Raw genomic sequence first — 22,090 nt, forward strand, 5'->3', positions numbered from 1 at the left:
TGCGCCGCCCTACTTCACGACGATCACCGGGAACGACAGGTCACCGGCACCGGCGTGCACCGGGATCTGCAGCTGCACCTTCTGCGCCGAATCGAGCGTCAGTCTCCATCGCAGGCCCTTGTCAGAGCGCTCGATCTCCCCTGTCGAGGGCACCGGAACCTGGAAGCCGTCGTAGTCGGTGAGGTCGATTTCCACCACGGCCTCCCCTCCCGACGCCCCTGCGTTCGTGAGGTCGAGGAGGATCAGGCTGTCGTCAGCGCCCGCCTGTGGGGCGATCTGCACCGAGTACGACATCGCCGACGCTGTATGGACGGAGAATCTCGTCGGGGCCGTCACGGCCGACGTGTCCGATCCGACGAACGTGCGCGCCGTCACCTCATAGTCCCCTTGCGGAAGCGGGGCCTTGGTCGACCATCGACCATCCGTTCCTACCTGCACGAACCGAAGGAACGGCGTGAGGTCGCCGACGAAGACGTGCACACGCACCAGAGACCCGGGGACTCCCGTGCCCATGATGTTCGTGCTCGTGGCATAGACCGTCGATCCGGCGACGGGAGTGACCACGATCGGCAGCGCTGGGGATTCGCGGATGAGGACCGGGGCGGATGCGCTTCCGCCCGTGAGCGTGGCCTCCCCCAGGGCTGCGTCAGCGGGAACATCGAAGACGGTGGCGAAGCGACCGGCACCGTCGGTGCGCACCTGCTCGACAGCTTCGCCGATCTTCAGGTCGACGGTGCTCCTCGCCGGGTACCCGCTGCCGTTGACGCGGAACGGCTGCCCGGTGAGGGCGACCTTCGAGTAGACGCCGATCGTGGGAGTAGAGCTTGCTCCGGCGTCGACGAGTCCTGCCCCGACCCGGTCCGCGCTGAGCCCGGCGAGCGGATCCGCCGTTTCCGTGATGCGCTGGGTCAACTGGTCCGGCGTGAGACCTGGAGTCTCCGAGAGGATGCGGGCGGCGACCCCGGCCACGTGCGGCGACGCCATCGACGTTCCGGGATACAGCGCGTAGACGGAGCCGTCGTCCTGGCGTGGCACTGCTGACCACACGAAGCCCGGCGCGGTCACCGTGACCTTGCCCGCACCGTAGTTCGAGAATCCCGCACGCACGATCGCGCCCGTCGCCTCGTCCTGATCTGCGGCAGCGACGGCGATGACACCCGGCAGCGCGCCAGGTGCCTGAAGACAGGAGGAGTTCACCGGCCGAGGCTCGAGCGTCCCGTCGTTCGGACTCATCTCATCCGTGGTCATGGTGGCGAGATCCTGACCCTCATTGCCGACCGCGGCGACGTTCAGCACGCCCTGGTCGTGGGAGTAGGCGTATGCGCGACGGAGCGCTTCGAGAGCCGCACCCTGTGAGTCGACATCAGCGCACCAGAGGTACCAGGGGTCGACGTAGTAGCTGTGGTTCACGATCGGGATGCCGTGGTCGGCAGCCCACATGGTCGCGCAGATGCTGGCCTCCGGGTAGATGCGGCCGTCATCGTTGACGACCTTGATCGATGCGAGGCGCGCATCAGGGGCGACACCGACGATGCCGGTGCCGTTCGCCGCTCCCGCCACACTGCCGGCGACATGTGTTCCGTGCGCGCTCGCGCCGTCGGACCCCGGCTGCCACGCCTCCGGCCTCGTGTCCGGTACGCCGTTGACGGTGCAGCCGACGGACAACGCCGGGTCGATCTGGCCGGCGAGGTCCGGATGTCCGGTGTCGATGCCGCTGTCGGCGATGCCGACGACCACCCCCTTCCCCGACGGTGATGTCGCCCCGATGGCGACGGTGTTCCACGCGGTGCCCTCGGCCGGCATCGTCGTCGGCTCCGTCGTGTCGCCGGAGATCGGTGGCGCGGGTGCGGTCGGCGTGTCCGGATCGGTCGACGTTCGGGTCGGGCCAACGGACTGGACCCAGGCGAGACTCTCGAGCTGAGTGGGGAAGTCGCCGTCGGGTGCGCGGGCGACCGTCACCCCGATCTCGGGATAGGAGATCAAAAGCTCCCCGCCGGCGCCTTCGATGGCCGACCGCAGCGCATCCGCGCTCGGCGCTCCCGGTCTCGTGTTCACCACCCAATTCAGTGCGGACTGCTCCGCTGCGGCGACGGGCACGGCGGCCGTCAGCGGGGCGCTCATCGCGAGTGCCGCGCCGACGGCGAGGACTGCACAGGTACTGCGGACGATCATGCGACTGGTCATTCAGGTCTGCCTTTCCGCAACGCTCGACGGAGAACTGCCGAGTCGAGGACTCTCCTGCGTACAGGAGTGGAAAGGCGGAATACCGTTACGCGAGGCGGATGACGTCTCTGCGGATGGCCGGGACTCAGCAGATCAGCTGTCGGAGCGGCTGATCTCGTCGAGCAGGTCGTCGAGGGTGCCGAAGTCGATGGTCTCCGAGCCGTCGAGGTCGCGCACCTCGACGCCGTCGACCTCGAAGTCCTCGTCGAGTTGCACGAGGATGCGCGACTCGGGGAACTGCTTCGGCGCGAGGAAGGCGAGCAGCACCGCGTCGGCGAACACGACGACCGAGGTGGCCTCGAGATCATCGCGCAGGTCGATCTGTTCCGCGACGGGCTCGTCATCGACGGCATCTTCGATGTCGGCGACGATCTCGTCGATCACCGAGCGCCACCGAGACTCTCCGACCGAGAGAGTGCGAGCGACTGCCGCGACCAGCGCCTCATGATTCACATCATCGCTCTGGACGTCATCCAACTCCGGATCGACGTTCACGTTGACGGTCGTACCGGCGGCGTCGATGATCGCGCGTCCGTACACCAGCCCGTTCTCGGCGATCGGATCCTCGAGCAGTCCGCTCTCGACGATGCGGGCCAGGAGAGTGTCGAGTGCAGGCGAAGTCATGCCTCCAGTCTTTCGCATCTCGCTCGTGCGGGGGCTGCGAGCCGTGAGATCCCGAACGGGCGTCCCCCGCGTCACACCTCGACGGCGACCGAGCCCCCGACCACGACGTGCGCTTCCGCGTTGCGTCGCGTCTTCGCCCAGCCGTTCTTCCGGCGCATGATGCGCAAGAAGGCCCGCGCGATGCAGATGTACATGTAATACACGTAGAGCCAGACACCCAGCCCCCACATCAGGGCCGTGAACCAGCTGGCCTGCGGCTCGCAGCGCACCTTGTAGACGAATCCCCAGACAGCGAACGGGGCGATCGAGAACACCGAGAGAAGTCCGACGAGGCCCAGGACGCTGCCGAGCGCGAGCTGCACCTGAGCGGGATCCTGGATCAACAGCGACACCTGCGCGCCCAGCAGGATCGTGAATGACAGCGCGCCGAGCATCTGCAGGAACGGGAGGACGAGGTAGTAGCTGGTCTCGATCACACCCGCGCTGTCGACATGAGGAGACTTCACCACTTCGGCGATGTACTTCACGCACTGGATGTTGCCCTGCGCCCAGCGCGTGCGCTGCGTGAGGAGGCGGCGGATGGACGGGAGCGCCTCCTGGTTCACGTGGGTGTCGTAGACGTGCTTGACCTGGAAACCGGCGAGCACGACGTGCACGCCCAACTCGTAATCCTCCAGGAGAGCTCCGTGCCACGGTTCGCCGAACCTCTCGCCGATCGCGTCGAGAACCGACAGGCGCGTGAACTGTCCGTTCCCACCGAGCCCCACGGTTCCCGTCTTCGCGCGCAGGGACTGCATCGCTGCGATGGTCGTGCGGAACTCCAGGTCCTGCATGCGCAGCAGGAAGCGGGCGAAGGTGTTCGCGAACCGGCCGCTGTTCGGGTAGGGCTTCTTGTCGTCGCGGTTCTTCATCCACACCGCGATCTGCGCCGCACCGACCGCAGGATCGCCGAAGGTGTCCTCCGCCGAGCAGATCTCCAGGGCGTTGGGCTCCATCTCGCCGTCGGCATCGATCACGACGACGACGATCCGATCATGGTCGGCGTCTTCGGGCAGCCAGCTCAGCAGCTGATGGTAGGCCGCATTGAGGGCGTCGCCTTTGCCGGTGCGGGCTTCCGGACGGCGGCGCTGCACCAGGTGCACGTGCGAGTCCTCTGCGGCCCACCGCGAGACGATCGCCGAGGTGGCGTCTTCGCTGTCGTCGTCGATCACCCAGGTGTGCGCACCGGGGAAGTCCCGACGGGCACGCGAGATGGTGGTGTCGATGACCGCCTCCTCGTCACGGCACGGGATGAAGAAGTGCCATTCGAAGTCGGCGGGATCCCCCGGGATCGCCTTCGGGTACCGGAGGTACGGAACGAGGATGAAGACGACGTAGGTGACGAAGGCGACACCGAGAAGAATCGTGAAGGCGTTGAGTATCGAGAGCATGGAACGGCCTTTCAGGTCGCGTCAGCGCGCGCCGTTTCGGTGGTAGTGAGGCCCCTCGGTCTCTTCCGGCACGACGCGGCGACGGCGACGCGGTCGCACGCCGACGATGAGCAACAGGGCGGCGAGCCCGAGCGCATAGCCGATGATGCCGACGACGGAACCGACGAAGACATGGCTGACCTCGTAACCCGGGTCGAGACCCCAGGTCTGCGTCGACCATCCGATGATCGCGAGCCGGAGGAGGTTGACGACGAAGATGACGGCCCACATCGCCAGGATCCCGAGCATGCTGCGACTCCATGGCACTCGGGTGCTGGCGAGGATGACGGCACCGACGACCGTCAGGGGAACGCCGATCAGCAGCGTGGTGCACTCGACGGTGACGCGAAGGGCGATGAGCTCATGCTCGGGCGTCCGCACGAAGTAGTGCTCGGCGATGGGAAGACGCTGACCCTCGACGAAGGGGGAGAGAGCCCAGGTCGCTGCCGAGGCTTCGAAAGAGCGGAACGCCTGGTTGACCCAGACGAGGGCCAGCACCGCGAGGATCAACAGCGACGCCGCGAGGATTCGAGCGGCACGGTCGCCCTTCGGCCCGCCGAGCGCGAACCGCACAGGAGGTCGGAGTTCTCTTCGCGGGTCTTCGACGATCGTGCTGCTGGCCATGACTACCTCTCACTGCGGGTGGTGCGAAACGGGGCGAGGAGAGGACCGCCCTGGAAGGACGGCCCTCTCCTGTTCGCCGGGGCGCGCCTTAGCGGGCGCTCCCGTAATAGGTGACACCGGGGAAGGCGAAGCCGTCTCCGTTGCCGTTCCAGACACCGGTGAAGGTGATCACGACGGTCTGGCCGGACGCCAGCGGACCCTTCCAGTCGATGGTGTTGCCACTGACCACGACGGTGCCGCTGTTGGCCGTGACGCTGGACGGGTTCCAGGTGGAATCATCCAGCACGCCGGCCAGGGCGTACTCGATCTCCGCATTCGCCGAGTCGACGTTGCCGTTGTTGCCGAACTCCATCCGGTACGTGACCGCCTGACCCGGCTGCGGGTCGGTCGGGTTCGAGTTGAACGTGTACTGGAAGAACTCGCGCTTGACGGTGTCGGTGTCGGTGGCGCAGACGTTCGCTGCGTTCGATGCGACAACGCACGCCTGGTTGGTCAATGCCCCCGGCGCTGCCGACTGGTTGACTTTGGCGTTCACCTTGAGCGTGACCGACTGCCCTGCGGCGAGGTCGCCGAGGTTGGCGGTCACGTTGCGCCCGGAGGCCGTGACCGTGATGCCCGCAGGACCGCTGCCCGACACGAAGTCGAGACCGGCCGGGAGCGGATCGCTGACCACGACGCTCTTGGCGGCACCGTCACCGGTGTTCCGCACCACGATGTCGTAGGTCAGGTTCTGACCCAGCTTGACGTCACCCTGCTGGTCGTCCTTGGTGATCGTCAGGACGGGCTTGGTCTGCTTGTCGATGGTCGTGTCGTCCCAGTCGCACGCCTGGTTGGACGAGGTCGCGACGGCACAGGCGTTGTTGCGCAGGTTGCCGAGCGGAGTCGACGTCCCGACCGTCGCCTTCACCGTCAGAGTCGACGAGGCACCGGGCGCGAGAGACGGGATCGTGCCGCGCACCTGCTGTCCGGAGACCGTCACCTGACCCGAGCTACCTGCCGTGTAGGAGGCGGTGATACCGGTCAGACCGGCGGGCAGATCGTCGCTGATGGCGACGTTGGTCGCCGTCGCATCACCGGTGTTCTTGACGACGATGTCGTAGGACAGCTGGTCGCCGATGACCGCCGCGTCGCGGTGGTCGTTCTTGTCGACGGTCAGCACGGGCTTGGTGGGCTTGTCCACATCGATGTCGATGCTGTGCAGGTCGCTCGGCACCTTGGTCCACGTGGGGACCAGGCCGAGGAAGGCACCCTTCGACCGCATCGTGACCTGGAACTCGACCCTGGAGACCGTGCCGTTGATCTGCACGGTGCCGCTCTTCGCCGCGAAGTTCGTGGAGGTGATGGTGTTCGAGGTGACGTCGAGGTTGCCGGACGACGAGCTCAGAGTCACGCCGGAGGTCTTCAGCGTGTACTTCGCGGAGCTGTTGACGACACCGCCGATGGCGTACACGTCGCCACCGAGCTTGTCGAGCGTGATCTTCGGGTTCGTCACCTGCTGACCGAAGTCGACTACGACGTTGCCGCGGACGCACTCGATGCCGTTCTTGCAGGGAAAGCCCTCGTTGAGACCGATCACGTTCAGCCCCAGCTCACCGCCGTCGCGGACGGTGGCGAGGTTGACGACGTCGCCGGAGCTCTTGACCTGGATCTTGTCGGTGGTGGTGATGGTCGCCGTGGCACCGGCCGCGGAAGCGGTACGGGTGTCGCCTGAACCGGACCAGCCGTTGACGTCTGCTGCCGTGGCCGCGGGGGCCGCCGCGAGGGCGCCCACCGCCAAAGCGGCGAGCAACCCCCCGGCCAGCGCACCCCGGAGGATGGATTTCTTCTTCACTGTGGTTTCTTCCTCTTGAGTGAGCCGAGCGCGGTCAGTCGGTGGCCGTGGAACGACGCCGCAGGGCGAGTGCCCCGAGAGCGCCGACCCCGATCACACCGGCGCTGGCGAGTCCGACGCCGGCATCGATCACCGGCACCGGAGGGCGCTGCGCGAACTGGTGTGCGTAGTTGTACGTGAACCGGACGTCGTCCGTGAACACTCCGCCCGTGTAGACGACCTTGGCGCTGTTGGTGATCGTCGGTCCCCAGTAGCCGTCGGCCACCGTGAACGACGCCATCGGCTGCACGATCCGCGTGCCACCGTCGTGCGTGACGTTGAACGTCCACACGACGTTGGAACCGACCAGCGCGCCCCCTTCGGTCGCCGAGGCGAACGTGGTGTTCGCCGGCACCGGAAGGATCACCTTGTAGACGCCGTCGATCTGCTCGTCGTTGACGAGCTGTACGATGGCGCCTTCCTTGATCTCCGATCCGGGAGTGACGCCGGTGGCGGCCGTCTGTGTAGCGCGACCGAGGTAGCCGCGGACCTGCACGGGAGAACTCACCTTCTCGGTGCCAGTGGTGCTCGTGGTCGTCGTCGACGAATCCGGTGTGACCGGCTGGTCGTCGGCCATGGCCACTTGCCCGCCGAGCACTGTGCCTCCCACGATCAGCAGGCCGATGCCGGCGGTGCAGGCAGTCTTGAGGATGCTCTTCATCTCGAGCCCCTTCCTTCCATTTGAGTGACGCGCAGAGTGCATCGCCGCCGATAGGACCGCGGATCGAACGTTCGATTACGCCCGTGCAGGAAACGCCTCAACGGCACGGCCGGCGTCGATCCCGCCCAGCCGGGACGGCCCGGCGCAGCACGCGCCGACGGACCGTGAGCAACGCTCCAGCCCCCATGGCTGCCGCGCCCACGATGACCCAGGTGAGCACCGACTCCGGACCGGTCATCGCGAGGAGGCCGACGGCGGCGAGAGGCGTGGTGAGATCGCTGCTGTACATCAGGACTCCTCTGCGGCGAGACGGACGACGGAATGGATGTGCGTGGCGATGCGTGCCGTGGCCTTGCCGTCACCGAACGGCGACGGCAGGGCGCTCAGCTTCTCCAGGGTCCCCTCGACATCGGCGAGCACAGCCGCCGCCTCGCTCGCGAGCGTCTGCGGTGTGACGAGCTTCGTGAACGATCCCAGCGCCTCAGGGCGTTCCGTCGAATCGCGCACGACGAGCACCGGTCGCCCGAGCACCGTGGCCTCCTCCTGGATGCCGCCGGAGTCCGACACCAGCACTGCCGCGTGCGCGGCGAGGGCGAGGAAACGCTCATAGCTGTACGGCTCCTCGGCGATCAGGGCGTCGAGGAGATGCTCCGCGTCCAGTGAAGTGAGCATCGCTCGCGTTCGAGGGTGCACGGGGAAGACGACAGGCCATCCCGAAGCGGCGATCTCGTTGAAAGCGTGCAGGGTCGAGATGAGGTTGGCCGGGGTGTCCACGTTCTCCTGACGATGCAGGGTCGCGAGCACGTAGCGGTCGGGGTGGACCCCGAGCCTGACGAGCTCGTCGACGTCCGCGGCGACGTCAGAACGCTGCATGCGAACCGCCTCGACCACGGGGTTGCCGGTGACGAGGATGCGCTCGTCACCGATTCCCTCCTCGAGGAGATTGGCCCGGTTGGTCTCGGTCGCGGCGAAGAGGTCGTCGGAGATGTGGTCGACCATCACCCTGTTGTGCTCCTCCGGCATGCGACGATCCCGAGCCCGGAGGCCGGCCTCCACGTGCCCCAGTCGCACCCCCGCCGCGTTGGCGGCGAGCGCGGCGGCGAAAGTCGCGTTCGTGTCGCCCTGGACGACGACGTACTTCGGGTCGAGCTGGGTGATCGCCTGTGCGATCTGCTCGGCTGCTCGGCCGATCTGCGCAGCGCGGGGGAGTCCACCGACATGCAGCTGGAGATCAACGCGCTTGATGCCGCACGCCTGCAGGAAGACACGGGACATGCCGGGGTCGTAGTGCTGGCCCGTGTGGACGATGTAGGCGGCGTCGCCGAGGCTTCGCACCAGCGGGGCGAGCTTCACGATCTCAGGGCGGGTGCCGAACACCACCATCACCGAGGATTTCGGAAGCTCGGCGGACGAAAGGGATGAAGAGGATGTCATTTCTGGGTACTCCGATCAGCCCCCGGGGTATCCCCGGGGACGACGTGTGTGAGGGGATCTAGCGGTTGGACCTGCGGCGCACACCGACGACGATGAGGAATGCCCCACCGGCGAGGAGGATGACCGCGGGGATGGCCAGCGCGAACGTTGCACCGGTCTGGGCAAGAGCGGCAGGAGCCGGAGTCACCGTGGTGACGGCACACGACCACGAGGCGTCATCCGCACACGCATGCACGGCGGTCAGCGGAGGCAGTGCCGGCAGCTCGGACAGGTCGGCATTCTCAGGAACGGGCATGCCCGCCTGCTTCGCCGCGCTGCGGAGGGATTCGTTCATGACCTCGTCGTAGGCGACCGTGGCACGGTTGACGATCTTCCCGTTCAGGGTGGCCGGAACCTGAGCCCGGAGACTCATCGTCGCCGACTGGCCAGGGAGGATCTCCTCCACCATCCACCCGACGCGGTCCTTGACGGCGACGCCGCCCGTCGAGGCGGAGATGAACCGCGTCCCATCCGGAAGGTCATCGACGACCGGGATCTGCGTCGCGGTGCCAGGACCGGTGTTCACGACCGTGATCGTGTAGTCGAGGATCGCGCCGGACTGTGCGGCGGCCTGCGCCACCGTCTTGCTGATCTCCAGAGAAGCGAGCGCGGGGATCGCCGTCACCGCACATGCCTGCGCGACGTCGTCGATGCAGGGCGTGAGGATCGTCGGGTCGGGCGTGCCCGCCGGGACTCCCGCCGGGTTCTGCACCGTGGCCCTGTTCACCAGCTGCGCCTCGTCGAGTCCGCCCGGGGTGGTTCCGACGACGTGCAGTTCGACCTGACCGCCTGCCGGTACCTCGGCCACCGTCCAGCGGACGGTGTCGCCCTCGATCACGCCGCCCTGGTCCGCGGAGACCTCGGTCAGCGTGGCCGGAAGCTGATCGACCACCGGGACATCTGTGGCGGAAGCGACGCCCGAGTTCGCGACGACGACGGTGTAGGCGAGAGCCTCACCATGTCCGGCGACCTGCTTGTCGACGACCTTCGACAGCGAGAGCGCCGGCAGCGCGGCCACGACGGTGGTGGCACACGCCGCAGACGGGTCGTCGGCACACGGGGTCGTGCTCGTCGGAGCCGGAGTGCCCACGGGCGAGTCGACGGGGTTCTTCACGCCGGCGCGGTTCACGAGGGTGGTGCCCGCGCTGGAGCGATCAATGGCCCCCGTCACGTGGAGTTGCCTCTCGGCACCTGCCGCGAGGCTGTCGATCGTCCACGCGATCGTGGAGCCCTCGATCGCGCCGCCCTGGTCGGCAGACACACTGGTGAGGCCCCCCGGAAGCACGTCCGTGACAGGTACCTGGCGAGCCTCGGCATCACCGGTGTTCTTGACTGTCACGGTGTACTCGAGCTGGTCACCCGGCACCGCAGCACCCTTGTCCACGACCTTGGACACGGACAGCGCAGCGTACGTGGGCTCAGGAGTCGGGGTCGGCGTGGGAGTCGGCGTCGGCTCCGGCGTGGGCGTCGCGGTCGCGGTGACACCGAAGGCGTATCCGTCGATGAAGCCGGACTGAGTGCCGCCCAGAGCGAAACGTGCGACGTCGAACACGATCTCAGTGATCTGCTTTCCCGTCACCGTGAAGCTCCCGCACCCACCGGGCTTGCTCGCCGCAGTGCACTTGATCGCGGCGTCTCCCCGGTAGTAGCCATCCCCTCCGTCGGTGAATGTCGCTCCGCGAGAGACGGTGGCGCTCGATGCACCGCCGTCAGCAGAGGAGAAGCGGATGCCATCGGCGGCCGCGACCCCGCCGCCGAACGGGCTCGTGGACGCAGTTCCTGCGCCGAATTCGGCGATGTGGATGGCGGGGTCGTCCACGGGTCGATCGAAGCGGACCGTGATCTGCCCTTCCCCACACCGCTTCGACGAACCGCAGTTGTTCTTCGAGTGGATCCCGACGACCGGAAGATCCTTCGCTGACACCCCCTCGGCGTACATCGCATCGGTTCCGCTCCACGCGCTGAGGGACTTGCCGTCGTCGGCGAACGCACGATCACCCCCGCCGGAGATCGTGGCCGTCGCGACGGTGCCGTCGGCGAGGGTGAAGGTTGCGGTCTTGGCGTCTCTGACGCTGGCGGATCCTGCGGCTGCGGCGGGGAGCGCCGTCGTCGCGACGGCACCCAGTGCGAGCAGGAGTCCGAGCATGAGAGTGCCCGATCGTTTCCACATGCGGTTTGGTTCCAATCTGATTCCCGGTCGTCCGATCGCGCACTCGTCAGAGTGCCGGACAGATACTGGACGGCTGCGAAACACATCCATTACGCGTGCTCACGAAATCAATCGACGATGGTCACCTGGGCCGAGGCGCTCTCGGAAACCCCGGCGGTGTTCGACTGCACGAAGTCGAACGTGATCACGGTTCCGGACGCCACCGGATAGGAACCGACATCGATGCTCGCCTGCCAGGTCCCGCTGCTCGCACACGTTCCGACCGCCGCCGTGACGCCGAAAGCCGACACGGTGACATCGGCGCCGGCTGCGCACCGGATGCTCGCGGACACCCACGGTGTCTGGGACCGCGAGACCTGAGAGGGGACGGACAGGATCACCGGAGCGCCGGGGGTCTGTGCCGCGGGTGGAGCGGGCGCGGCAGGAGGGGGCTGCGGGGCCTCGACGGGAGTCGAGGCCTGCGGGGCAGGAACGGGGACATCTTGCGGCGGAGGCGTCGGGCTCGCTTCGCTGGGGACCGCGGTCGGCAGAAGCGTCGGGAGCCGGTCGGACTCCGCTGCATCGAGCCTTTCGGCCGCTGCATTGGTCTCGACCGTCTCGACATCGCTCGTCATCGTCGAGGTGATTCCCGCGGAAAGCGTCACGACCGCGACGGCCGCCGTCATCAGGATGCTCGTCTTGGTCGCCACGAGCCCGACGGCAGGCACAGTGATCGTCGCCGGCATGGGTGATGCGCTGGCCGATATCCCGGACGTCGTGAGCGTCTGCCACAGCTGAAGGCCCGTGCCGACGCCGATGCCGGCGGGGAACAGCACAGTCAGAATCCGCGAACTCGCCCGACGCGCCTCGTCAGCCTTCGCGGTGCAGTCGGCACACGTCGCGAGATGAGCTTGCACCCGTCTGTCATCGCGCGCGGTGAGGCGTCGACGGGCATGAGCACCCAGCTTGCCGAGCGTCCATCGACACTCCTTGGAGGCTGGCGGTCTGGACGTCAGGTGAGCCGAGATCCAGGCCTGACGGAGCCCCTCTCTGGCACGGAACGCGAGCACTGCCGCCGCGCGTTCGCTGATCTCCAAGCGCTTGCCGATCTCGAGCATCGACAGGTTCTCCACCTCTGCCAACCACAGCACGTCCTGCCAGCGCGTCGGCAGGGTGAGGATCGCCTTCGAGACGAGCGCGGCATCGAAGTCGGAATCCGCCGCCTGGTCCGTCGAGGCCGGATCCTCGACGGCTTCGATGTACTCGATGGGCACCTCGCGTCGGGAGCGTCCCCAGCTGATCGCGAGATTGCGCATCGTGGCGAAGAGGTAGGGCTTGAAGGCTGTGGTCGGCCCTTTCCCCGTCTGGATGGCCTGGTAGATCCGCGTGAACGATTCCGCCACGAGATCGTCGGAATCGGCGGACCACCAGTAGGTACGAGCGACCGCCCTGGCAACCTGTGAGTAGCGTGCCCAGAGCTCAGCGTAAGCACGTTGGTCGCCGGTACGCACACGAGCCAGGAGATCGGAGTCTCGATCCCCTGGCTGGGTGATGTCATCTTCTCTGTTCATGGATTCTCCCTTTCCCCCCAGGGATCTCAGGACGGGATGGAAACGCCGTCCTGCACGAGTCATGCCCGAGTGGGCCGGGCGGGTGCACCCGGCCCACTCGGGCGATGGAGTCAGCGCGAACGATTGAGCCGTCGTCGCATCACGAGACGCGTACCTCCGATCAGCAGCAGGCCCGCGAGGAGCAGAGTCGAGGTGGCGGCCTGCATGCCGGTAGCCGCCAGGTTCATCACCTCGGGAACACTCGGCGTCGGCGGCGGTGGCGTGACCGTCTTCGTCAGCGGGTTGGTGACTGCGACGGTGACCATGTCACCGCTCACCGTGAAGTGGGCGGGCGAGATCACCGGCTTGCCCCAGGTGAGTCCGTCGATCGGTTTCGGAGCACGTTCCCGCACAGTGACTTCGGCACCCACAGGGAGCGCGGAGCTTGAGACAGGGGTTCCCGCTTTGAGAGCGAGCTCGCCGGAACCCGCCTCGAACCCCGGGCCGGCCGGGTACGAGTACTCGAGCACGTACTCCGTATCCGTCGGGACGAGCGAGGTGGCCGCAGCTGGACCGTCGAGGGTCTTCAGCGCCGAGAAGGGCAGGGTGCGCACCGTCGCCGTGTTCGTGAGTGTGACGTCGATCGTCGCCTCGCCCTTGATGACCAGGGTCTGCGGCGAGAACTCCGGTGCGGCCCACTCCAGATTCCACGGAAGACCCTCGAGCGACTCGGTCAGTGCGATCGTGCTGCCCTCGGCGAAGGACGGGCTGACCCACGGCTTGCCGACCTGCACGGCGAACTCGCCCGAGGTGACGATGCCCTGCGGGTCGGTGGCGGTGTACCCGCCGCGGTAGGTGACATCGCCGAGGTTCGCCGTGTCTCCGAGGACCTTCTTGTCGATGGTGAAGGTTCCGACCCGCGTTCCGGTTCCCGTGCCCGACCCTCCGTGACGGGTGACCTCCGCGGTGGCAGTACCCGTGCTCTCCGTGCCGATGCGGATCGTCGCGTCGTTCTTGTACACGCCCGCTGCACCGCCGTCGGTCACCTTCGAGAGGTAGTGCACGTTGTAGAAGTAGCCCTCGCGGGCTGTGAACGTGACCGTGGTCCCATCTGCGGAGACGGCGTAGTCGGAAGAGGGCACCTCGGTGAACGGACCCGGGACCACCAGCCCGCTCGGGAGCGTCTGCAGCTCATTGGCCGCCCAGAGGCTGGGGTAACGCTCGCCGGTGGCCGACTGTGCGACGAGCTCCTGGTTGGCGCCGATGGTGTCGGTGACGACCACTTCCTGCCCGCCGATCATTCCCTTCGCCCCGGCAGCGACCGCGACGTCCCAGAAGATCGTGTCGGTCCCGTTCTGATACTCGCCGCTCTTGAAGTTCCAGCGGCCGGTGAAGTCGCAGTCCTCCTTGCAGATGAACGGATCGGGCCGCACATCGACCGTGGCTGTCGCATCCCCGAAGTCGTAGGTCACGGTCTTCTGCTCGGTCACCTCCGTCGTGACCGTCGCCCAGAAGGAGAAGCCGCCGGAAAGACCGCGCGGGTGGCTGCTGAGGTAGGTGCTGTCGAAGTCGCACACCAGTTGGCTGGCAGTGGTCACGCAGTTCCCCGCCGCGGTTCCATCGGAGTCGAGCAACGGGAAGGAGTCCGGCAGCCCACGCAGATCATCCGGGAGGTCGACCACGAACCCGGCGGGGCTCACGGGGTTGTCGGGGAGGGACCACCGGCCGGTCAGCTCGGCCTTCGTGCCGCTCGTGATCGCGCTCTCCGTGAACGTGATCGAGTCGACCTTCGCTTCGGTGGTGTACGGAGGTGCCGCAGAGGCAGCGAGCGGGGCGGTGATCGCTCCCGCCGCTGCCGCGATCAGGACGACAGCAGCGGCGCCGAGTCGGATGATCCGGCGGGAGTGGGATGGGGAATGCCCGCGGGCGGGCGGCTGGTGGTTCACAGGACTTCCTCCGGTTTGTCGAATGGCGGGCAGGTGCACAGCACGCCATGCGGAATAGGACAGGGGATGTGTGTCCCGATAACGGCCGTCCCGGCCATTTGGAGGTGACCGATAACGTCGTTGCACTGTTGCTCCAAACCGAGCCGGTTCTCGCGGCTCGCCGCAGCGGACTCGAGGTCTGGGGCCCGGAGTGCAGCACCGAGGTTAGGCAGCCGTCGCCGAGCGAACACGAAGCAGCAAGCCGTGAATATTCGCGACATATCGATGTGCTGGCATTCATGCCGCCGCCCGGTCACCCCATGGAGAATGTGCGGCGGGTCCGGGGAGAACCCGCCGCACGGAGGGTCGACTTCTGGGGAAGCATCGACGATTGTGGGGAACCGCCGTCGGGGCGGACGGAGTATTCCGTGAGAAGCGCCCCATCGAACCCTCGAAGCTATGACTGCACGAATGCCGATCCATTACGCGCGATGGTCGTCATTTCTCGTCGACGCGACCCCCGGGGCTGGCCGGCTGCCCGCCCCGTCCGGCCGATAGGCTCGGTGCCGTGCCGAACGTCGAGCCCTCCTCCCCCGCATCCGCCGTCTCCGACCTCCACCGCATCGCCGCGGCTCTCGCCGATCCGCAGCCGCTGAACTGGGTGATCACGGGCGACTCGATCACCCACGGCCTGGTGCACACGCAGGGTGGACGCAGCTACCCGGAGCACCTGCACGAGCTGATCCGCGGCGAGCTGGAGCGGGTACGCGATGCCGTGCTCAACACCGCGATCAGCGGCAATCGCATCGTCGACCTGCTCGACGACTGGGAGCGCCGTGTCGCGTCATGGCGGCCCGATGTCGTCACCCTCATGATCGGCACCAACGACGCCTCCGACGGCGGACCGCGCGAGGTCATCACGGCAGACGACTACGCGGCGTCCCTGCGCGACTTCGTCGCCCGCGTGCGTGAGCTCGGCGCGGTTCCCGTCCTGCAGACGCCGCCGGCGATCGACGTCCGCAATGCCCCGGAACGGGCGCGCATCGGGGAGTTCGCCGAAGCGGTGCGTCAGGTCGCCGCGAGCGAGGACGTGATCCTCGTCGACCAGTACGCCCGCTTCGCCGAGCTCGGCGCCGGCTCCGTGCCGTGGGGGCTGATGAACGACCCGTTCCACCCGAACACGGAGGGTCACGCGGCTCTCGCCCTCGAACTCGCGCGCGGTCTCGGGATCCGACCGGAAGGTCCCCGCGCCCGTACGTTCGCGCTCCTCGACGGGCTCGTCGCCACCGCTCGACTCAACGGTTAGGCCGCCCGCACGCCCTCACCCGCGGTGGACGAAAGACCTCTGGACGCGATGCTCAGCACCGCACTAGGTTGAGCGCATTCGCAGTCGTCGAGAGGTGGGGGCATGTCTCACGTGGTGGCAACAGGGGCCGGCAAGGCCATGATGGAGCGTCGGAACGACCCGACGCACGACTACATCCTGGGCCTCACCGGCAAGGAGAGACCACGGGTCCTCTTCGTCGGCACCGCCACGGGCGACGACACCGCGTACATCGTGAGCTTCTACTCCACGTACGACTCCGACCGGTGCGCGCCCCACCACCTCCCGCTGTTCCACCGCGCGGTGGACGACCTCGCCGGGTTCGTGAAGGGCTTCGACGTGATCCACGTCGGCGGCGGCAACACCGCCAACATGCTCGACGTGTGGAAGCGGCAAGGCCTCGACGAGATCATGCGCGAGATGTGGGAGGACCCCGACTCGAACGTCGTCTTCACGGGCGGCAGCGCCGGCGGCATCTGCTGGTTCGAGGGCGGCACCACCGACAGCTACGGACCCACGCTGCAGGTGCTACCCGAGGGACTCGGCTTCCTGCACGGCAGCTTCTGCCCGCACTACGACGCCGAGGACCAGCGGCGCCCGCTGTTCCACGCATCGCTGCTCAGCGGGGAGCTCTCGACGGGGTACGCGGTCGGAAACCTCCAGTCGCTGCACTTCGAGAACTCCGAGTTCGTCACCGCGGTGAGCCCGGTCGACGATGCCCTCGCTCTGCGCGTCGAGGCCGTCGACGGGAAGATCGTCGAGACCGAGCTGCCCACCGAGATCCTCAGAGGCAAGGCTCCGATCGTGAAAGGGCCGTCATCATGAACGACAACGTGTGGATCCTCGTCGCCGAACTCGTCATCGTCGTCCTCGCGATCTTCATGGGGACCCGCACGAGCGGGATCGGCCTGGGCGTCTGGGGGCTCGTCGGCGTCGCGGTCCTCGTCTTCGTCTTCGGCGAGGCACCGGGCAATGCTCCGGTCGACGCGGTTTTCATCGTCATCACCGTGATCACCGCCGCGTCGACCATGCAGGCGGCCGGCGGCATCGACTGGATGGTGTCGGTCGCGGCGAAGGTGATCAGACGCAGACCCCGATCGGTCGTCTTCCTCGCCCCTGCGATGTCGTTCCTCTTCACCGTGGGCGCCGGCACCGGCAACATCTTCTATCCGCTGCTGCCCGTCATCTACGACGTCTCGTACCAGCAGAAGATCCGCCCGGAGCGGGCGCTCTCGGTGTCGGCCGTGGCCTCGCAGGTGGGTATCCTGTGCTCGCCCGTGTCCGCCGCGACCGCCTCGATGGTGGTGCTGCTCGCCCCGCAGGGCGTCGACCTCGGCGGACTGCTGCTGATCATGTGGCCCGCATCCATCGTGGGTCTCTTCGTGGCGGCACTCGTGATGATGCGTCACGGCAAAGACCTGGAAGACGACCCCGAGTTCCAGAAGCGCCTTGCCGATCACCAGATCAAGCCGCCGGAGACCGACGCGCACGAGAAGAAGCTGCCTCCCACCGCGGTGCTCTCGGCCTCGCTGTTCCTCGCCGGCGTCGGAGTGATCGTGCTGTTCGGCCTGTTCGAGAACCTGCGCCCGGTCATCGGGACCGATGACGCGGGCGACCCGGTGCGCCTCAGCGTCACGGTCATCATCGAGGTCGTGATGGGCATCATCGCCGCCCTGATCTTCGTCTTCTGCAAGGTGAAGGCGGCGGATGTGCCCAAGCAGCCCACGTTCCCCGCCGGCATCGTCGGAGCCATCGCACTGTTCGGCATCGCCTGGCTGGCGAACACCTTCGTCGCCGCGAACCAGACGCTCATCGTCGACGGCCTCGGCTCCGTCGTCTCCGGGTCGTCGGCCTTCCTCGGCGCACTGCTGTTCGCACTGGCACTGTTCGCGGTCGCGATGCTCACGACGAGCCAATCGAGCGCGACGAACGCGATCGTGCCGATCGGCATCACGATCGGTCTCCCCGCCTCGCTCCTGGTGGGCCTGTGGCCGGCGGCGATGGGCATCTACACGCTCCCGGCCAACGGCAGCCAGGTCGCCACCGTGGCGTTCGACCAGACGGGCACGACCAAGATGGGCAAGTTCGTCTTCGACCACTCGTTCCAGCTGCCGAACCTCATCTACGTGGCCGTGGCGATCATCGTGGGCGTGCCGCTGTCGTTCCTGTTCACCTGACCTGAGCGGCCGGCGACGACATGACCGACGGCCTCGATCGGGCGACACTGCGCCAGTTCCTCCTGGGACTGGCGCAGGGCATGAACGCCTCGGCCGAGTCGGTCGACCGCATCCGCGACGTCATCGCAGAGGTGGCGAAGGCCTACGGCGGCGACGACGCGGACTTCGTGGTGCTGCCGACGATCATCCTCATCGAGAGTGGTGAGTCCGACGAGTCGCGCGTCGCGATCCGTTCGGCGACCAACGCGTCGTTCCGCTTCGACCAGATCGCCGCCCTCTACGAGCTGATCGCCCAGGCGAAGACCGGCTCGGTCACCCCGCTGGACGGCATCAGACGCCTGAACGAGATCGGCGCGATGCGCCCGCGGCTCGGCTGGATCACCCGCACGTTCGGACATGCCGTGCTGACGACCGGGCTCTCTCTCCTGCTCGCCCCCACGTGGCAGGGCGTGATCGTCGCGTTCGTGCTCGGAGCGGTGATCGGATTGCTGAAGCTGGTCCGCTCTCCGACGCTGCAGCTGATCATGCCCGTGGTCGCGGCGTTCGTGTGCGCCACCGCGGTCTTCCTCCTGGCCGAGGTGATCGAGATCGGGGACCCGATCCGCCTGCTCATCGCCCCGCTCGTCACGTTCCTGCCCGGCGGCGTGCTCACCAGCGCCACCGTGGAGCTGGCGGCGGGACAGATGATCTCCGGTGCCTCGCGGCTGGTCTACGGCTTCGTGCAACTGGCACTGCTGGCGTTCGGCATCCTCGCCGCCGGCACCGTCGTGGGGGTCGACTCGTCCTCGTACGAAGCACTCGACGGAGGCTCGCCGCTGCCGTGGTGGGTGGCGCTCGTCGGTATCCTCGTGTTCGCACTCGGGAACTATCTGCATTTCTCCGCACCACCGTCCACTTTCGGGTGGGTCCTTCTCGCACTCGTCGTCGCCTACACCGGCCAGTGGGCGGGCACGGAGTTCGTGGGCGCGACGGTCGGCGGGTTCGTCGGCGCCGTCGCGATGACCCCCGTCGTGCTATGGATCGCGACCCTCCGCCATGGAGCACCGTCGCAGCTCACCTTCCTCCCGGCGTTCTGGCTGCTGGTCCCGGGAGCTGCCGGGCTCGTCGGGCTCACGGAGGCGGTCGCGACCGACGGCGGACTCTCCGACTTCACGACGGCGCTGGTGTCGGTCATGTCGATCGCGCTCGGCGTGCTCATCGGCACCGCGCTGTACCGCGTCGTGCACCACGGCGCCGAGGAGATCGTGCAGTTCGCCGTCGCCCTTCCCTCCGCCTCGGACGAGAGCACCCCGGCCCCGAGTCTCTGGTCTCGGCTCACTGCACCCTGGCACCGGATCGGTCACCGCTAGCGGTCTCGGGCACGCTCCTCATCACCGGCATCGCTCGTTCTGACGGGCGTCGCTTGTCCCGCCGAGATTTCGGCATATCGTAGAGGGAGGGGACCTGGGGAGGTACGGGGTGTCGGCATTTGTCGCGCAGGGGGACGGACATATCCCGCGAGTGTCGGCGCACGCCATCAGGCGTCCGCGTCTGAGCGCCGAGTTCGAGACCGAGACGCCTCTCACGCTCGTCCGCTCCGCCTCCGGCTCCGGCAAGACCACTGCACTGGTGGATTGGGCGGCCACGACATCCGCCCATGTCGTGTGGCTGACCGTGACGCCCGCGATCACGAGGAGTGAGGCACTTGCCCAGGCGCTGCTGCGTCTCCTGCCCGGATCCGACCGGCGGGACGACGACGAGGGCTGGGCCGCCGTGACCACGCGCCTGCACGAGGCGGATGGCCACCTGGTCGTGGTCCTCGACGATGCTGCGGACGTCGAGCGCGAGGGCGCGTTCGCGCTGTGTCGCGCGGTCGGTTCCGCCGCCCGCACACGGCTGATCGTCGCCACGAATCGACCCAGCGCGTTCGACAGCAAGGGGCTCGATCTCTTGATCGACACGACGCTCGTGACTCCCGAAGACCTCATGTTCGATGATGAGGAGATCCGTCGCGCGCTCGACGTCGACGAAGAGACGGCGGCTGCGACGCGAGAGGCCACAGGCGGGTTCCCCGCACTCATCCGCGCCCTGGCGCTGCGGGGAACCGTCATGGATGCCGCGTCCTTCCGAGCTGCCGCGACCGTGATCGAGGACTACATGCAGGACAGGCTCGCCGAGTGCGGCTTCGACCCGCAGACGCTTCAGAGTCTTCTCCGGATCAGCATCACCGATTCCGTCGACGTTCCACTCGCCACAGCTCTCACCGGCGATCCGGACATCACGAACGCGCTGGACCAGGCCGAGACGTTCGGCTTCGGTCGCTGGGCCGCCGACGGCCGCAGCTCTTTCGAGCTCACGCCCCTGACGCGCGGGATGCTGCGCCGCGAGCTCCGCACCGCACTCCCGGAGGAGGTGCCCGGGCTGAGGCGCATCGCCGCGGAGGGCGCCGTGCGCCGTGACCTGCCCCTCGAAGGTCTGCGTCTCGCCGTGGAGGACGACGACCTGCGTCTCGCGACCCACGTCACGATGTCGGGGTGGAACCGTCTGCTGCATCGCGACCGAAAGGGTGTCGTCGAGCTCCTCGGCGATGTGCCGGTGGCGCGACTGAAGCAGGAGCCGCTGGTGGCCATGCTGCTCGGGATGAGCCTCAAGCCCAGCCGTCTCCGGCGCCAGCGGGGGCTCCAGCTGCTGCGCATCGCGGTGGCGGCGGCGAACGCCCGCAGGACCACGCTCTCGGCCACGGAGCGGATCTTCATCTGGGCGGCCGAGAGCGCGTCGCTGCGCGCCATCGGACGGCCGGAGCGCGCCGCACAGGTGGCCGCCCGATCGCTGGCACTGTTCAACGAGACCCCCGAAGCGCAGTGGCAGCAGTACGCCCGCGACATGCCGCTGCTGTGCACGCACCTGGGCATCTCCCTCTACTACGGCGGGCAGCAGGAGGAGGCCATCCACCTCTGGGAGCAGGCCACCGCCCTCGCCGCCGCACACGGGGGCAGCAACGCCTTCCACGGCATCTGCCTTCTCGCCGGCGTGCACGCCCTGAACGGAGACCTCCCGGAGGCGAGGCACTACGTCTCCCTCATCCGAGACGGCGGCTGGGACCAGGCGCTGCTCGACAGCTACCGCGGCACGTTCTACCGCGTGGCCGAAGCCATGCTGGCGGTCGAGGACGGCGATCTCGCCGCCGCGAAGCAGCACATCCGGCATTTCGAGCCGTATCGCGCGACCAGCGAGCACTGGACGACGATGGCCTCCGTCGAAGCATGGATCGCTCTGCATGAGGGCGACGCCCCCGCGGGACTGGAGCGCCTGGAATCGTTCGTGCGTCTGCGCGGCAAGGAGGCGGGTGCACCGCACGTGCGCCAGGCCCTGTCACGCCCCCGGATCTTCCTCCATCTCGCCCTCGGCGACCTGAACGCGGCCAAGGCCGTGGTGCAGCGGGATGCGATCCCCGACCGTTTCGCGACCGTCCTGAAGCGCGCACGCCTGGCCCTCATCGACGGCAAGGCGGCCGACGTGGTGCGGCTTCTGGGGCAGACCCGCCTGCGCCCGACGAACGCCAGGGAACGCGCAGAGGCCTCGGCGGTGCAGAGCGCCGCCCTGCACCGGGTGTCGCCGGCGGCCGCGCAACCGTCGAGCGAGGCGCTGAACGCCCAACTCGCCGATCGGGGCCTCACCACTCCCCTTGTGCTGCTGAGCGCGGAAGACTTCGGCACGGTGCGGGCCGATCTCGACCCGACCGGCACTGGGACGTTCCCGCTGCGATCCGCGCTGCCGTCGTTCGCGGCCCGACCGCGTCTGTCGTCACGCGAGCAGGTCGTCCTGCGCGCTCTCACCTCCGGCGCGTCTCTGCCGGCGATCGCCCTGGAGCTGCGCGTCTCGCAGAACACCCTGAAGACCCAGCTGCGCAGCATCTACCGCAAGCTCGGCGCGCGCAACCGCACCGAGGCAGTGGAGCAGGCCGCGCGTCACGGCCTCCTGCCGGAATAGCCCCGGCTCAACCCGCCGAAGGGATGGAAAAGGCCCCGCTCGTCGAGTTCGA

At 67.7% G+C, this 22,090-nt stretch carries 16 protein-coding genes; 5 read left to right on the plus strand and 11 right to left on the minus strand.

Annotation, left to right across the window (positions count from 1 at the left end; genetic code table 11):
* Positions 1-9: 9 nt before the first annotated feature.
* From RN51_RS17930 to RN51_RS05400, 11 genes are all read right to left on the minus strand, one after another.
* Positions 10-2,184: a S8 family peptidase gene (locus tag RN51_RS17930; protein ID WP_052674595.1), complete on the minus strand. Its 2,175-nt coding sequence runs from the start codon at positions 2,182-2,184 to the stop codon at positions 10-12.
* 132 nt (positions 2,185-2,316) lie between these two features.
* Entirely contained in the window at positions 2,317-2,847 is a 531-nt protein-coding gene (locus RN51_RS05355; protein WP_045263013.1) for a hypothetical protein, read from the minus strand.
* 71 nt (positions 2,848-2,918) lie between these two features.
* Positions 2,919-4,277: a glycosyltransferase family 2 protein gene (locus tag RN51_RS05360; protein WP_045263014.1), complete on the minus strand. Its 1,359-nt coding sequence runs from the start codon at positions 4,275-4,277 to the stop codon at positions 2,919-2,921.
* A gap of 21 nt (positions 4,278-4,298) precedes the next feature.
* Complete coding sequence (locus RN51_RS05365) at positions 4,299-4,940, minus strand: exosortase/archaeosortase family protein (protein WP_045263015.1); 642 nt, start codon at positions 4,938-4,940, stop codon at positions 4,299-4,301.
* 88 nt (positions 4,941-5,028) lie between these two features.
* A complete protein-coding gene (locus RN51_RS05370) occupies positions 5,029-6,771 on the minus strand; it encodes a DUF11 domain-containing protein (protein ID WP_045263016.1) in 1,743 nt (580 codons plus the stop codon).
* 34 nt (positions 6,772-6,805) lie between these two features.
* Positions 6,806-7,471, minus strand: a complete 666-nt coding sequence (locus RN51_RS05375; RefSeq protein ID WP_045263017.1) for a hypothetical protein — start codon at positions 7,469-7,471, stop codon at positions 6,806-6,808.
* Positions 7,472-7,568: 97 nt separating this feature from the next.
* Positions 7,569-7,760 (minus strand): LPXTG cell wall anchor domain-containing protein, encoded by a 192-nt coding sequence (locus RN51_RS05380; RefSeq protein WP_045263018.1) that lies wholly within the window; start codon positions 7,758-7,760, stop codon positions 7,569-7,571.
* Positions 7,760-8,905 (minus strand): non-hydrolyzing UDP-N-acetylglucosamine 2-epimerase, encoded by a 1,146-nt coding sequence (gene wecB / locus RN51_RS05385; protein ID WP_045263019.1) that lies wholly within the window; start codon positions 8,903-8,905, stop codon positions 7,760-7,762. The genes RN51_RS05380 and wecB overlap by 1 nt, the downstream gene beginning before the upstream one ends.
* A gap of 58 nt (positions 8,906-8,963) precedes the next feature.
* A complete protein-coding gene (locus tag RN51_RS05390) occupies positions 8,964-11,114 on the minus strand; it encodes a DUF11 domain-containing protein (protein WP_156149102.1) in 2,151 nt (716 codons plus the stop codon).
* Positions 11,115-11,221: 107 nt separating this feature from the next.
* Positions 11,222-12,664 (minus strand): sigma-70 family RNA polymerase sigma factor, encoded by a 1,443-nt coding sequence (locus RN51_RS05395; protein WP_045263021.1) that lies wholly within the window; start codon positions 12,662-12,664, stop codon positions 11,222-11,224.
* Between the two features lie 110 nt (positions 12,665-12,774).
* Positions 12,775-14,589 (minus strand): DUF5979 domain-containing protein, encoded by a 1,815-nt coding sequence (locus RN51_RS05400; RefSeq protein WP_045263022.1) that lies wholly within the window; start codon positions 14,587-14,589, stop codon positions 12,775-12,777.
* Positions 14,590-15,136: 547 nt separating this feature from the next.
* On the opposite strand from RN51_RS05400, the gene RN51_RS05405 reads away from it, so the two are divergent.
* The 5 genes from RN51_RS05405 to RN51_RS05425 all read left to right on the plus strand — a co-directional run bounded on the left by RN51_RS05405 (position 15,137) and on the right by RN51_RS05425 (position 22,038).
* Positions 15,137-15,874 carry an SGNH/GDSL hydrolase family protein gene (locus RN51_RS05405; RefSeq protein WP_045263023.1) on the plus strand — a complete coding sequence of 246 codons (738 nt, stop codon included), beginning with the start codon at positions 15,137-15,139 and terminating at the stop codon, positions 15,872-15,874.
* 102 nt (positions 15,875-15,976) lie between these two features.
* Entirely contained in the window at positions 15,977-16,717 is a 741-nt protein-coding gene (locus tag RN51_RS05410; protein ID WP_045263024.1) for a peptidase E, read from the plus strand.
* Positions 16,714-18,069, plus strand: coding sequence for an anaerobic C4-dicarboxylate transporter family protein (locus tag RN51_RS05415; protein WP_045263025.1), 1,356 nt, complete (start codon positions 16,714-16,716; stop codon positions 18,067-18,069). Before RN51_RS05410 ends, RN51_RS05415 begins: the two co-directional genes overlap by 4 nt.
* 20 nt (positions 18,070-18,089) lie before the next feature.
* Positions 18,090-19,418, plus strand: coding sequence for a threonine/serine ThrE exporter family protein (locus RN51_RS05420; RefSeq protein WP_052674596.1), 1,329 nt, complete (start codon positions 18,090-18,092; stop codon positions 19,416-19,418).
* A 109-nt stretch (positions 19,419-19,527) separates the two neighbouring features.
* Complete coding sequence (locus RN51_RS05425) at positions 19,528-22,038, plus strand: LuxR C-terminal-related transcriptional regulator (protein WP_231579225.1); 2,511 nt, start codon at positions 19,528-19,530, stop codon at positions 22,036-22,038.
* Positions 22,039-22,090: the final 52 nt, after the last annotated feature.

The sequence above is a fragment of the Microbacterium oxydans genome (assembly GCF_000956405.1).
Classification (GTDB): domain Bacteria; phylum Actinomycetota; class Actinomycetes; order Actinomycetales; family Microbacteriaceae; genus Microbacterium; species Microbacterium oxydans_C.

Coding starts and splice junctions, on each gene's coding strand:
- RN51_RS17930 (WP_052674595.1), bottom strand. CDS start 2,184: ATGACCAGTCGCATGATCGTCCGCAGTACCTGTGCAGTCCTCGCCGTC.
- RN51_RS05355 (WP_045263013.1), bottom strand. CDS start 2,847: ATGACTTCGCCTGCACTCGACACTCTCCTGGCCCGCATCGTCGAGAGC.
- RN51_RS05360 (WP_045263014.1), bottom strand. CDS start 4,277: ATGCTCTCGATACTCAACGCCTTCACGATTCTTCTCGGTGTCGCCTTC.
- RN51_RS05365 (WP_045263015.1), bottom strand. CDS start 4,940: ATGGCCAGCAGCACGATCGTCGAAGACCCGCGAAGAGAACTCCGACCT.
- RN51_RS05375 (WP_045263017.1), bottom strand. CDS start 7,471: ATGAAGAGCATCCTCAAGACTGCCTGCACCGCCGGCATCGGCCTGCTG.
- RN51_RS05380 (WP_045263018.1), bottom strand. CDS start 7,760: ATGTACAGCAGCGATCTCACCACGCCTCTCGCCGCCGTCGGCCTCCTC.
- wecB (WP_045263019.1), bottom strand. CDS start 8,905: ATGACATCCTCTTCATCCCTTTCGTCCGCCGAGCTTCCGAAATCCTCG.
- RN51_RS05390 (WP_156149102.1), bottom strand. CDS start 11,114: ATGTGGAAACGATCGGGCACTCTCATGCTCGGACTCCTGCTCGCACTG.
- RN51_RS05395 (WP_045263021.1), bottom strand. CDS start 12,664: ATGAACAGAGAAGATGACATCACCCAGCCAGGGGATCGAGACTCCGAT.
- RN51_RS05410 (WP_045263024.1), top strand. CDS start 15,977: ATGTCTCACGTGGTGGCAACAGGGGCCGGCAAGGCCATGATGGAGCGT.
- RN51_RS05415 (WP_045263025.1), top strand. CDS start 16,714: ATGAACGACAACGTGTGGATCCTCGTCGCCGAACTCGTCATCGTCGTC.
- RN51_RS05420 (WP_052674596.1), top strand. CDS start 18,090: ATGACCGACGGCCTCGATCGGGCGACACTGCGCCAGTTCCTCCTGGGA.